General features: G+C 56.9%; 2 protein-coding genes. Both read left to right on the forward strand.

Annotated features, from left to right (window positions below; all coding sequences use genetic code 11):
- Positions 1–97: 97 nt before the first annotated feature.
- Entirely contained in the window at positions 98–7,807 is a 7,710-nt protein-coding gene (locus JMJ16_RS49600; RefSeq protein WP_201393753.1) for a SpvB/TcaC N-terminal domain-containing protein, read from the forward strand.
- 71 nt (positions 7,808–7,878) lie between these two features.
- On the forward strand, positions 7,879–15,588 hold the full coding sequence (locus JMJ16_RS49605; protein WP_201393755.1) for a neuraminidase-like domain-containing protein: 7,710 nt from the start codon (positions 7,879–7,881) through the stop codon (positions 15,586–15,588).
- Positions 15,589–15,605: the final 17 nt, after the last annotated feature.

Consider the following 15,605-nt stretch of genomic DNA (forward strand, 5'->3'; position numbering starts at 1 on the left):
ATCAACGAAAATGGAGCCATCCATTTTTCATACCCGTTGCGACTCTTTGGTAGCACCTGAGCGATAACGGCTTTGCATCATGCAGAAAGAGGGGCTCATGACTCTCGGTCAAGGTGGACAAATCGCTGACAAACAGCCCGTAGCCTCTGCATCGGCTTCGCAAGAGCCATCTGAGACGAATCGCAATCTCCCACCAACTCTTTCTTTACCCAGGGGCGGCGGCGCGATTCGTGGCATCGGTGAGAAATTCGGTGCCAATCCGGTGACCGGCACTGGCTCCTTAACGGTACCTCTTGCCACCAGCCCAGGCCGCTCCGGCTTTGGTCCGCAACTGATCCTCTCGTATGACTCCGGCGCGGGCAACAGCCCCTTCGGCCTCGGCTGGAATCTCTCCTTGCCCGCGATCACGCGCAAAACGGATAAAGGGTTGCCGCACTATCAGGATGCCCCGGACAAGGAATCGGATGTATTCATCCTCTCGGGTACCGAAGATCTGGTACCCGTGCTCAAACAAGATGCATCGGGCACATGGATGAACGAGAAACTGCCTCCGCGAACCGTCAATGGTACCACCTATCGCATTCGTCTCTATCGCCCGCGCGTCGAAGGGCTGTTCGCCTGCATTGAGCGATGGACAAACGCGGACAAGCCAGGCGATAGCTTTTGGCGGTCCATCTCGAAAGACAACATCACCACCTGGTATGGCAGAAGCGACAATTCGCGCATCGCCGACCCCGCGCATCCTGAACGCATTTTCAGCTGGCTGATCAGCGAGACCTATGACGACAAGGGCAACATCATCACCTATCATTACAAGGCAGAGGACGCCGAACACGTTGATCTTGCGCAAGCCCACGAGCACAATCGTGGCGACAGGCTCGACCCACGACGCACCGCCAACCGCTATCTCAAGCGTATTTTCTACGGCAACCACACACCCTATTTGCCCGAACTTGTGGTCAACCAGCCGTGGCCGGAGCCACCGGGAGAGGGCAACTGGTACTTCGAAGTCGTGTTCGACTATGGCGAGCACGGCCAGGCCCATCCCACACCACAAGAGGACGGCACATGGACAGCCCGCCAGGACCCCTTCTCATCTTATCGCTCGACGTTTGAAGTGCGTACCCATCGCTTGTGCCAGCGTGTGCTGATGTTCCATCACATCCCGGATGCTCCAGACGGCCAGCAGGGGTACGACGGTCTCGTACGCTCAACCGACTTCACCTACGAGTACGAGCAGGACGCAACCAACGCCCGCGCGCCTCTTTTCTCCAAACTTATCGGGGTGACGCAGCGCAGCTATCAACGGCAGGCAGGTGGAGACTATTTCTCTGCGTCGCTCCCCCCGCTCGAGTTCACCTACAGCGACGCAACCATCCAGGCGGAACTGCGGGAACTGCGCGGCGAGAGCCTGGCAGATCTGCCGATCGGCATTGACGGCGCACAGTATCAATGGGTTGACCTTGACGGTGAGGGGCTATCGGGCGTGCTGACCGAACAGGCTGGTGTGTGGTTCTACAAACGCAACCTCAGCCCGACCAACACGGTTGGGAACGATGGTGACGCGCACATCGAGGCGAAGTTCGCCACGGTAGAGGTCGTTTCGCCAAAGCCTGCAATGGCGCTGGCCGGTCATGCGCAGTTCCTCGATCTGGCGGGCGATGGCCGCCTGGACGTGGTGCAATTTGCAGGCCCGACGCCGGGGTTTTACGACCGCACTACGGACGAGCAGTGGGACCCGTTTGTGCCGTTCGCCTCCTTACCCAATAGGGACTGGAGCGACCCCAACCTCAAGTTTATTGACCTTGATGGCGATGGTCACGCCGACATCCTGATCAGCGAGCACGATGCGTTTGTGTGGTATCGCTCATTGGGCGAAGATGGCTTTGACGCCGCGCAACGGGCGAGCAAGCTCTGGGACGAAGAACAGGGCCCGGCCATCGTCTTTGCTGATGGGGAACAGTCCATCTTGCTTGCGGACATGTCGGGTGATGGCTTGAGTGATATCGTGCGCATTCGCAACGGCGAGGTGTGCTATTGGCCCAACCTTGGCTATGGCCGCTTTGGCGCGAAAGTCACGATGGACAACGCGCCTCTGTTTGATGCTGTCGATCAATTCGATCACCGCCGCCTCCGTCTGGCCGATATCGACGGCACCGGCACAACCGACCTGCTGTATCTGCACCGTGAGGGCGTGCGTGTGTATTTCAATCAATCGGGCAATAGCTGGAGCGCAGCGACCACGATCACGCACTTCCCCGCACTCGATAACGTCACCGACGTGCAGACGCTGGATCTGCTCGGTAATGGCACCGCCTGCCTGGTCTGGTCGTCACCGCTTCCCAATGAGGCGCGCCGCCCGCTGCGCTACCTTGACCTGATGGGCGGGCAAAAGCCCCACTTGCTCGTCAAGACGGTCAACAACCTGGGTGCGGAGACGACGGTTGCATATGCGCCCTCGACCAAATTCTACCTGCAAGACAAGGCGGCAGGCAACCCCTGGGTCACCAGGTTGCCCTTCCCCGTGCATTGTGTGGAGAAGGTGACGGTGCGCGACAAATGGCGCAACGCCACCTTCTCCACTACCTATAGCTATCACCACGGCTACTTTGATGGGCCGGAGCGCGAGTTTCGCGGTTTTGGTCGCGTGGAACAGGTCGATGTCGAAGACTACGGCACGTTTGCGGCGGGGAATACGAGCAGTCCCTACATTACCGACGACCACACGCTCTATCAGCCGCCGGTCAAAACCGTGACCTGGTATCACACCGGCGTGTTTCTCGACCGCAAATGCCTCCTGCATCACTTTCAGGATGAGTACTTCCCAAACTGGTTTGAGGATGAGCAACCTGGTCAGCACGTGCTGGGTACGTTCCAGGAGCATACCTTGCCTGAACCGGACCTCGATGTCCTCGACCTCACCGCCGACGAGTGGCGCGAAGCGCTGCGCGCGTGTAAAGGTATGATGCTGCGACAAGAGGTCTATGCACTGGATGTGGATGCGCTGGCTACTGGCAGATACATGCCGGTCAAGCTGTTCTCGGCTGCCTACCACACCTGCCATATTCACCGCCTGCAAGCGAAAGCAGCCAACCAACACGCGGTCTTCCATGTCACCGAACGCGAAGCGATCACGTATCACTATGAGCTCGACCTGCACCCCCAACAACTGACGCCCGACCCGCGCATTGCCCACACGCTCAACGTGCGCATCGACGAGTACGGCAACATCCAGCAATCCGTCGCCGTGGTCTACCCCCGCCTGGGCACGTATATCGATGCCACCTTGAGGGATAGTGCACAGGAGTTGATCCAGCACGTACAGTCCGAGTTGCACCTGGCCTATATCGAGACGCGCTACACCAACGATGTGCTCGATCCGGACAGCTATCGCTTGCGCCTGCCCTGCGAGGTGCTGACCTATGAGTTGACCGGCATCGCGCCCACAAGTCGCTACTTCACGCTGGACGACGTGCGCGCATACAAAACCTATCAGACTGGCGGAATAGCCGTTGAGGAGATCGCCTATCATGTGCTGCCCAATCGCACCTCGCCGCAAAAGCGCATTGTAGAGTACACTCGCTCACTGTTCTTCGATACAATCCTGGATAAGCCACTGGTGCTGGGGCAGCTCAACGCGCTGGGGTTGCCCTACGAGAGCTACAAGCTGGCACTGACCGATGACATGCTTGGACTGATCTTCAAAGACAAGATCCAGCCGGGCATTCAAGCGGCCCTCTCGGACAAGCATGCCTGCGGATACCTGAGCGGCAGTGAGTTGACCGAACGTTTTGGCAGCGAGGCTGGGCCAGGACAATACTGGATGTGTTCAGGCGTCGCGGGCTTCGCCCCCGATGCCCCACAGCACTTTTATTTGCCCGAGCAGTACACCGACCCATTTGGGAATCCGACCACGCTCACCTACGATCTATGCGATCTCTACATCCAATCCAGCACCGATGCGCTGGGCAATCGCACCGAAGTGACCGGGTTCGACTTTCGTGTGCTGGCCCCATGCCAGATAAAAGATGCGAACGACAATCTTTCGGAAGTGCGCTTCGATATTCTGGGGATGCCCGCCGCGATGGCGCTGCTGGGCAACGGGAATGAAGGTGACAACCTGAGCTCTTTTGATGACTTGCTGCTCAATCCAGGGGTTGCCTCTAAGCAGGAGTTCTTCGTCACCAAAGATTATGACGTTACCGACGCCAAAAACCTGTTGCGCGGGGCCAGCGCGCGGCATGTGTATTCCTTCGGTGAAACCCTCAAAGACGGCCAAGCGGTTTGGGGACAGCATCCCCCTTGCGCATGTAGTATCGTGCGAGAGCGACATGTTGCCGACATGCCAGGTAGCCCGGTGCAGAGCACCTTTGTATATTCGGATGGCATGGGAACTGTACTGGTGAAGAAGATACAGGCCGAACCAGTACAGCCCGGTGGCCCTTTGCGCTGGGTCGCCAGTGGCAAGACCATCCTCAACAACAAGGGAAAACCAGTCAAACAATATGAGCCGTATTTCAGCCCGCCCGAGGTGGGGCATCGCTTTGAGGAACCGGCTGAAGTGGGTGTAACACCCGTGCTGTATTACGACGCGGTTGGGCGGCTCATCCGCACCGAGTCGCCGGATGGCTCCTACAGCCGTGTTGAGTTCTCGCCCTGGTACGTGACCCACTCTGACGCCAACGACACCGTGAGCGAACCGGGTAATGCCTGGTTTGCCCATAAGAGCGCGCCAACAGCCTCGGCAGAAGAGCAGCGCGCGGCGCGCCTGGCCGCTGAACATGCGGACACGCCATCGGTCTCGGTGCTCGACAGCCTCGGGCGCGAGGTCGTCACGATCGCTCACAACCGTGTGGGAGCGGCAAACGCGCTGCTCGACGAGAAATACGTCACGTTTAGCAAGCTCGATGCCGAGGGCAAACCACTGTGGGTGCAAGACTCGCGCGGCAACCGTGTGATGCAGTACATCATGACACCGCTACCCGATGGTGTGAGCCTGTTCAACGACGCAAACAATATCAACCCACAAGGCTTTGCGCCGTGTTACGACATCGCTGGCAACCTGCTCTTTCAGCACAGTATGGATGCCGGTGACTGCTGGCTGTTGAACGACGCAGCGGGCAAGCCGATGTTCGCCTGGAACAGCCGTGGCTTCATCACGCGAGTGACTTATGATGGGCTACACCGACCGACCGGCTCATTTGTCACTGGCACTGACCCGGTTCACCCCGCACACGAGCTTCAATGCGAAAAATTGACCTACGGCGAAGGGCAGAGTAACGATAAACAATACAACCTGCGCGGTAAGCTGTATAAGCATCAAGATACAACTGGTATGATTACCAGCGAGGCTTACGACTTCAAAGGCAATCCACTGCGCACAACGCGCCAACTGACAGTCGATTACAAGTCCACACCCGATTGGTCGCAGAATCCAGGATTGGAAACCGAGGTATTCGTTGCTAGCACACGTTACGATGCGCTGAACCGTCCTGTGCAAACGAGCGCACCGCACAGCACGGTAGCCAACCCGCAACGCATCAATATCACCCAGCCTGTATACAACGAAGCCGGGCTGCTGGAGCGCGTGGACGTGTGGCTCAACCAGTCCGCTGAGCCAACGGCCTTGCTCGATCCAACGACCGCCAACCTGCATGCTGTCACCAATATCGATTACGATGCGAAAGGGCAGCGCCTGCTGTTGCAATCTGGCAATGGCTCAGCAACGAACTATGAATACGAACAAGACACGTTCCGGCTCAGCCAACTGAAGACCACGCGTACCAGCGACAATGCGCTGTTGCAAGACCTGAACTACACCTATGATCCGGTTGGTAACATCACCCAGATTGTTGACAACGCCAATGATCGCGTGTACCACAGCAACACCTGTGTCTTGCCGGGCGCCTTGTATCGCTATGACGCCCTGTATCGTCTGCTGGCGGCCAGCGGACGCGAGCATAAGGGCGATGGCCAGCAGTATGACTGGGATGATAGTTCCCGCTGTGCGTCAACGCTGCCCAACGACTGCCAGTCCTTGCAAAATTACGTTGAGACGTATCGCTACGACGAGGTTGGCAACATCATGCAGATGCTGCATCAGGAGGGGCGCAACCTTGAGCAACCGGGTCAGGTACTGTGGAACCGGCGCTACCAGTATGCGCTGGACAGCAACCGCTTGCTCGCTACCAGCCTGGCCGGAGACTCAACCAACCTGCCCGACTACGTCGCCACACCTGGCTACAGCGCCAGATACACCTACGATCTGCACGGCAACATCACGGCGATGCCGCACCTGCCGCAGATGAACTGGGACTTCAAAGATCAATTGAGCGCAACAACAGGGATGGTCAAGAACGACAACCCTCCGCCCGACAAAACGCCTGCGATGACGTACTATGTGTACGACTCAGCAGGCCAGCGCGTGCGCAAAGTCACCGAGCGCCAGAGCGGCACGCGCCAGAACGAGCGGACCTACTTTGGCGGGTTCGAGGTCTATCGCCAATACGACGGCAACGGAACCAGCGTCACCTTGGAGCGCGAGACCTTGCACGTGATGGACGACAAGCAGCGTATCGCATTGGTGGAGACGAAGACAATCGACAATCAATCCTCAATCCCTACCCTCCAATCTCTCATCCGTTATCAGTACGGTAACCATCTGGGTTCGGCCTCTCTGGAGCTGGATGATGCCGGACAGATCATCTCTTATGAGGAATACACCCCCTATGGCAGCACCTCCTATCAAGCAGGGCGTAGTGCAGCAGAGGTGAGCCTGAAACGATATCGATATACGGTGATGGAGCGCGATGAGGAGAATGGGTTTAGTTATCACGGGGCGAGGTATTATACAGTGTGGTTGGGGAGGTGGACAAGTACCGACCCGAAAGGCGTGCTTGACAGCCTGAACGTGTATGTCTACGGGCGCAACAATCCGGTCAATTATGCCGATCCAACTGGTACCCAGTGCGATTACTCGGCGCAGTCGTGCTTCGATTCTACAACCCCCACAGCGCGTGAAGAAGAGTTACATCAATCCCTTCCGGAAAATGAGCGCTCTTTGCCGCCCCCTTCCTGGCTCAAAGGTGCACCCACAACTGGCCCGACGCTAGCGTCATCGGATACGCCCACAACTGGCCCGACGCTAACATCGTCGGATATGCCCACGACCGTTGCGCCAGGATATGGTTTAACAAAGCAGTATATCGACGTCGTTCGAATTTCCTCCGCACGTCTATCCTACGCTTTTAAGAACGCAGCCAATTCTCTCCAGACCATGCAGAATTACTTATCTGGGAAGATATCCGCCGACGTTGCGGAAGACACGGCAATCACCTCAAGACGGCAGCTCGAATCGCTAACGCGTTCATCTCTCCCTGGTCCTGAGCCTGCGCTGTCACTTAACAAAGTGGCGGAAACAAGAAATGTAATCCGGTATGGCGACCCTCTTGGAATAAAGGATGCAGCCCAACTACGCGTTAGGAAACCTGAGATCACGACGGAAGGGATTATTGAGTCCGCTGGCAGACCGAACATTAGGGTCACCGGAGTTTCGATTGTTGGCGGCGCAGTTGGTGTGTTGGGCAACATCCTCATGGTCGAAGATATTAGGAACCATTTGGACGGACGGATGCCAATCGACTTAGAGGGTTTGGACCCAGGTGATTTCGATGTTGGTAAAGAGTTCAAGGATGTTCCAGCAGGTATAGGCCCGCTCGGTGGCTCAGGCTATGTCGATATAAGAGTCGAGAGGAATATCTTTTTTAGAAAGACGTTCTACGTTGTTAAGGCTTACGAGATCGATTAGCTCCGTTTGTCGTGGCCTTTATTGACTGCCTCTCGATTTGCAATCCAAGTCTCCTAAGGAGGGCGATTGAAATGAAACCAGTGATCTCACCACTCAAGTTTGGCGACCATGATACGGACGTGGCAAATTTGCAGGATGCGCTCCTGTTGCTGATCGACAAGGGCCGCATCCAGCTTTCGGCAGCCGAGGCCCAGACGTTCAAGAATTTGCTCTCCCAGGAGCAGCAAGCCCAAACCTACAAAGATGGCACCTCTAAAGCAGTTGCTCTTTTTCAGCAGCAGCAACACTTGCAGCAGTCAACAGGTGCGGTGGATGCGCCGACAGCGGCTGCCCTTAACCAGATGCTGAAGGATCTGGGTGCGTTGGATGCTGAGCAGAACGGCCAGAAGCCGATGATTGCCGGGCAGGTGGTGCAGGACGATCGCGCGCCGTTCAGAGGCACAGTGATCCTGTTCTATGAGGCTGACCAGGGGAGTATCCGTTTGGGCGAAGATTCCACCGACCCCGAGGGACGCTACACCATCAGCTACGACTCAGCATTGGGCCTCAATGGTACGAAGTTGCGCGTGGCGGCCTTCGATTCTGATAGCAAACTACGTGTTGACGCAAAGCTCGAGGCCGCAAAGCCAGTCGAAATTGTCAACTTGACCGTACCCCGCGAGGCGCCGCTCTATCGCGTCGATGGCAGGGTCGCTAGCCGCTCACGTGCCGGCGTTGGCGGGCTGCTCGTCCAGATTGTGGATAAGAATGTTGGGGCGGATGTGCAACTCACCGAAGTATCGACCACTGATGATGGCAGTTATCACGCCGCCTTCTCTTATTCTGGCCCCAAGCAAAAGGCCGACCTGCAAGCGCGCGTTCTCCTGGGCGATAAGTTTCTGGGCGCTTCAGAAGTGCGCTACAATGCTTCAAACGTCGAAACGCTGAACGTGGTCTTGCCCGATGAGGCGGATGCCGCGCTGGCATCCGAGCACGAGACCCTGACCGGGACGCTCTCCACCTATTTCCAGGGCAACCTGCGTGATCTGCAGGAAACCGATGAGCGCCAGGACATCACCTATCTTGCCAACAAGTCCGGCTGGGACGCCCGCCCCGTGGCGCTCGCCGCTCTGGCAGATCAGTTCAGTGCCAGGACCGTCCCGGCAGGTGGCGCGGGCCTGGCAATTCCGCCGGCCTTTTTCTATGCGCTATTCCGCGCCGGGCTGCCCGCCAACGAAGATATCCTCTATCATACCGATGCTCAGACACTGACAGCGATCTGGAACAAGGCTGCCGAACAAGGCGTGATTCCGCTTTCCACCACCAGCACGATTCCATCGGCCGTGAGGCAGTTCCAGGCTCTCAGCGCCCAGAAACTGCTGAATGGTCCCGCCCTGACAGGCGTGTCCTCGCTCAAGGATCTGCTGGTTTCCTCTCGCCTCACCGACGCCCAGCAACAGCAATTCGCTACGCTCTACACGGCAAACCGCACCGACCCGGCAGCCTTCTGGCAGGCCGTCGGCACGACATTTGGACAGGACACGGCCCAGCGCCTGCAACTGGATGGCAAGCTGGCCTTTCTTACCATCAATAACGCCTCGCTCATGCAGGTGCTGCATAGAGTAGGAGGGAGTCAAGGGTTGTCTGACCCACTCCTACTGGCGCAGGCGGGCTATCACCGCGCCGCCAGATGGAGCGAGTTGTTGACCACGACCACTCCCATTCCGAAGGAGATCCCCGGTGACACGCCGGAGGCGAAGCGGGCGAATTACGCCGATTTTCTTGCGGCACAGGTGCGCCTGAGCTATCCGACGGCGGCTGTGGCACAGATGGTCAAAAGCGGCGAGTTACCCCTCACAGGCGCGGCAACTGGCGTCTCTGACCAGGTGCATGCGTTTTTAACCGAGCATCAAGGCAAATTCGAGATCGGAGTGCAACCGGTTGAGCAGTACATCGCCCAGAATAATGTGCAGGTCGCCAGTGAGATCGTCCAGCAAGTGAAGCGGCTGCAGCGCGTGTACCAGATTGCGCCAGGCGATCAGGCGATGATTGGGCTGATGAAGCGCGGGATTGACGCTGCTTATCATGTTGTGCGCTACGACAAAGAAACATTTGTTCAGAGCTTCGCGGCGGATGTAGGCGGGGCAGATCATGCCGCGCTGACCTATGACAAGTCAGTACAGATCCATAACACCGTACTCAACATTACTCTCAGCTACTTGAATGCACGCACCGCACCCGCGATCGGTGTTCACAGTCCACCCAGCATTTTGGATCCCGCGCCGTCTAATGCGGACGATGTCATCGCTACTGCGACGCTGGAGCGGCTGTTCGGCTCGATGGATTTTTGCGCGTGTGAGCACTGCCGCTCTATTCTCTCGCCCGCTGCTTACCTGGTTGACCTGCTGCTCTTCCTGCATGCTGATGACCAGGAATGGAATGATTTCTGTGCCAACTGGCGCGCGCAACATGGTGGCGCTCCGTATCCGTTTGCAAATCAAGATGTATGGAATGCGGCACATCAACCTCAGGGTACAGAGATTTCGCCGTTGAATGTCCTGCTCTCGCGCCGCCCGGACATCGAACACCTCCCGCTGACATGTGAGAACACCAACACTGCTCTGCCATACATCGACGTTGTCAACGAGACAATGGAATACTTTATTGCCAACAACCAACAACAACTCTCACTGAATGGCTACCTTGGACACGACACAAACGATAGCGCGTCTGAAGATCTGCTGGCAAGCCCACAGTTCGTGATAGATGCGGCGTACACAATTCTGTATAATGAACGTTTCCCGCTTTCTTTGCCGTTTCACCAGCCGTTAGAAAACCTGCGCCGCTATTTCAATAAGTTTGAGGTTCCGCTACCGCTGGCGATGGAGTGCCTGCGCAAGACCGAAGACCTTGAGCGCGGGGCTAATCCCTATGGTTGGCGCGATATCCTGATGGAAGAGATTAGCCTCTCGCGAGCCGAATACGAGATCTTGACCGACGCCAACGCGGCCCCCCTATGGCGGATGTACAATTTTCTCAGTGGGACATTGGACGCTGATGTCATTGCGGGCCTATCCAATGCGGAACAGTTCGCCCGTCGAGTTGGAATTAGCTATGAAGACCTGGTTTCAGTCCTCAAGACGCGTTTCATCAACCCGAGCAGCGACCTGCTGCCGAAACTGGAACGCTTAGGTGTCCCATTCGCCACCCTCAAGGCCCTGAAAGATGGCACGATCACAGATGCTGATTTTGATCAGCTGCTGATTGCCCTTGCGGTACCACCAGATCCTGCAGCATACGTTGGCGATCCCAATGCTCCGAAAGATAACTTTACGCCAATCCGCACATGGGTGAAAAACGCTGATAACTATGCTCGCATCATGGGACTGATTACGCTCGCGCTGCCAACTGGTATCTGGGCCGCTGCAACGGTTCATGCTATTGGTGATTGTATACGGCCAACGGCGGCAGCACAGGTGGCGCCCACGTTGTATTTCGAGTGTACGACACCCGGCGTATCGGCCAACTCTGAGCCACAGTGGCCTACCACTCCTGGAAATACATGTAGCGATGGGACGGTCGCCTGGACCTGCCGTGATACCTCGAGCGGTTTCAACTTTGACAAGCTGGCTTTTCGCTTTGCCGATCCAGCCAGAATGACTCAGAACATTAGTAAGGTCGAGTTCGTCCGCCTCCTGCGCTTTCTGCGCCTGTGGAAAAAAACTGGTTGGACGATGGAGCAGACCGATGCCATGATCTGTGCGTTCTATCGGGTGGATATGGCACCCCTTGCTGCCAGCGACATCGACGATGTTAGCAAGCTAGATACCGGCTTTTTGATGCTGCTTCCTCGTCTCGGCGTGCTTACCCGTGCGATGAAGGCGTTGAACCTGACGATGGAACGCGATCTTCTGCCGTTGCTGGCGTGCTGGTCCGATATTGGTATCCGGGGCAGCACTGCGCTCTACCGCCAGATGTTTCTCAACGCGGCACTCTTGAAACAAGATCCCGTGTTCGCTGATAATGGCTACGGGGAGTTCCTCACCGATGCGACAAAGAAACTGGCTGACCACGCCGAGGCGTTGCGGTCGGCGTTCAACCAGACCGCGGAAGAGTATGATCTCATCGTCTCTGCACTCGACTATAACGCAAACACAGCACTGACAATTCCCAACATCAGCGCGATTTTCCGCCGAGGCTGGCTCGCACGCAAATTAAAACTCAGCGTCCGCGAGTTCTTATTGTTGACTCAACTCACCGGCCTCGACCCATTTGCTGCACCAGATCCGACGCACCCCGCGATCTCGCAACTTATCGAGCTGGTGCAGTCGATGAAGGAGCGAGCGTTCAAGTCTGCCGCGGCGCTGTATCTGATCTGGAATCAGGACTTGAGCAGCAAGTCCGTGCCCGACCCGGCGCAGGTTGCTGCCTTTGCCCGTATGCTGCGCCTCGACTTCGCTGCCATCGAGACCGCGTTCGCTGTTGTTGACGATCCTGATGGCGCTATTGCGCAGGCCCGGATGGCGATGGTCTACGGAACCGACGCTGCCACGTTTTTCTTTGGCCTTCTTAACGATACTCTGACGGTGGAGGTTGAGTTTAGTGATCCGGATGGGATACTGCTATCGGGCACAGTCCGACAGGCGATCGAGAATGCGGCGGGCAAGTCAGACGCTGGAATTCCTAAAATTGCCTACGACGATTTCCGCAAGCGGCTCTCATTTTCTAGTGTGCTTACGACTGGGACGCGGGATGCGATCAAGGCGGCTGCCGGAACCGGATCAGCGGCGTTCGCGGCCGCCGTGGATGATTTGTACAACAAGAATCAAGCTGTTATCAACCCCTTTTTCGCCCGCTACGCGGAACTGCGGTCCCCCTATGATACCTATGTCGCGGATACCACTCACATGGGAGCGGAAAAGCGCTCCCAGCTACTCAAAATGATTCTGCCCGAGCTGGTGGAGCGCGAGAAGCGGCAGCAGGCCCTTCAGGCGGTGAGCGCGGTGGCAAATACCGACTTGGCTCGCACGCAAACTTTCCTGGACCCTTCCACCACTCCCTTCCCTATGCATGCTGCCGGTCACAACGACCAGCCCGCGCTGAACGACTTCCTCGCCCTGGAGACGCAGGGACTTTCCGTGCAATTTTATGCCAGCGACACGGCCATGGGAGCCACTATCCCCGCTCCCAGTAATGCCCCGCAGGTTAATTATTCTCCGCTGGTCGGCGGGGCTGGCAATCCATTGCCTGAGAATCCGACACCGGGGACCGCCATCTCTGGCATCTGGCGCGGTTATCTTGAAGCGCCGGAGAGCGGGTTCTTCAATCTGTATCTCGAAGTGGGCGCTGGCGCAACCGTAAAGCTGGCACTGGACGATAAGCAAGTCTCACTCGCGCAAGATGCAACATTCTGGCATAACACGGAACCGCTAGAATTGCGAGCAGGAGCGCTCTATGCGTTCGCTTTGACGGTAGAGAAGGTGCGAGATATCGTACGTATGCAGTGGGAGTGGGAGCCGAAGGGGCAGGGACGCGCCGTGATTCCCGCGCGCTATCTTTATCCGTTGGTGTTATTCGAGGCGTTCAAGGAAAGCTATGTCCGCTTCCTCAAAGTCGCATCCCTGACGGCGGACCTCGGCCTGACTAGTAACGAAATGGCCTACTTTGCCACACAGGCCGATTACCGCATTAATGCGCAGGGGCAAATCGACAGCAACGGTCAGGGCTGGCTCAATGCCTTGCCGAATTCCGACAACATCCATCTCGCAAATCCGGTGGATGCCGCCATCGCTAAGAACTTGAACGCCGCGCTGCTCACACCTTTACGTGCTCTACTGGATTTTGCTCGCATCAAGGCAGACATCTCGCCTGGTGACGAGTCGTTCCTGGCTATCCTGAAAGACCCAGTGATGGTGACGAAGAACACGGATAGCCTGCTCTTCACCATCACACGCTGGAATCAAACCTCATTTAATGCTGTGCTGACCCATCTTGGTGGCAACCTTACAGGGCCTGGACAATTCGACCTGTTTCGCCGTATCTATGCCGCTTTTGCGCTCATTCAGAAGATGGGCATTTCAGCCAAAGCGCTGATCCAGGCAACCACGAACGAGCCGACAGGCGATATGGTGCGCACTCTGCAAGCGGCACTGGATGCCCGCTACGATGCTGCCAGCTGGCGAGACGTTATACGGCCGATCAACGACGAGATGCGCAGTTTGCAACGGGATGCGCTGGTAACCTACATTCTGCACCAGATGCGGTCTTACCCTGAAAGCACCCACATCGATACACCAGACAAACTGTTCGAATACTTTTTAATGGATGTTCAGATGGACCCGTGCATGCAGACCTCGCGCATCCGCCACGCGCTCTCATCGGTTCAGCTTTTCATTGAACGCTGCCTCATGAACCTGGAGCCGCGCGTTTCTCCTGCAGCCATCAACGCCAAACAGTGGCAATGGATGAAGCGCTATCGAGTCTGGGAGGCAAATCGCAAGGTATATCTCTATCCTGAGAACTGGCTAGAGCCCGAATTGCGCGACGACAAATCCCCCTTCTTCAAGGAAATCGAGAGCGAACTGCTGCAAAGCGACATCACCGAGGACTCTGCCACGACCACGCTACTCAACTATCTGTCGAAGATGGAGGAAGTTGCCAAATTGGAGCCGTGCGGCATGTACTATGTAGAGCCGACCAACAAACAGGACGAGATCATACACCTCGTGGCCCGCACGGCTGGCGCCCATCGTAAGTACTACTATCGCCGCTATGAGCTCGGCTACTGGATGCCGTGGGAGCAGATCAAGCTTGACATCGAAGACAACCCGGTGATCCCTGTCGTCTGGAATGATCGGCTTCTGTTATTCTGGTTGCGGCTATTGAAGAAAAGGCTGGATGTAGCCATCACACCACCTCGCGGGAGGAGACTCGCTGATCTCACGACGAATGACCTGCCGGGCAGTCCCGAGGTCACGGTGCAAGCCGTTCTCTACTGGAGTGAGTACTATAATGGCAAATGGCAGCCGGCGAAAACGTCGGATGTGGCTCGGCCGACCACATTGGATACATCCTTACTTGGAGCGTTCAATCGGGCAGCACTCCGTCTGGGAGTTGCAGTTGAAGGAGATGCGCTTCGCGTCTATATCAAGGACACGCCTATCCAGTTCTACAGGCGTGGTCAAGATGGTCTGCAGCATCTCGTTGAAATATGGCCTGGTTCATTTCTCTTCTATAACACTCATAGCCTTCCGATCCGAGGGGAGGATACAGTCGCTCCAGTGCCGCCTGCGCCAGCGCCTGTGAGGCGGCGAGATCTCGCAGGAGATTACACGCAAGACTTTGCCTTCAAGTACAGCGATGTCACAGGGACGGACTTCATGCGGGAGATTCTACAGACGCCGATCCCCTTCGAGGTGATCACTCCAAGGCACGCACTGCAGGACAGCTGGAATGCGCCGCTCTTCTTCGCGGATAGCCGTCATGCTTTCCTGGTCACGACTCAGGAGCAGTCGGTATGGATGCGCAGTTACGGAGGCTACGGCATCCTCGATACTCCTGGCGTTATGCAAACTGCGCAGATCCCACCACTGGTGGTGCAAACTACCCCGCTTCCGAAACCAAGGTTCTGGGGTGATGGTGCCCCAATCGAATCAGATCCTGGTGTGATAGACCCCGCGCTGATGCAGCGCTTTGTCACCGAGGACGCCTATATCCGCCAGGGCCTGAGTACCACGCGCAGCGTTACGTATGGTGATCGGCAGATCGGGCCTTCGGGCGAGATTGCCAGTGGTAGCATCTAGAGATAAGGAGAAGAAAA

It is taken from the genome of Ktedonobacter sp. SOSP1-52, assembly GCF_016587395.1.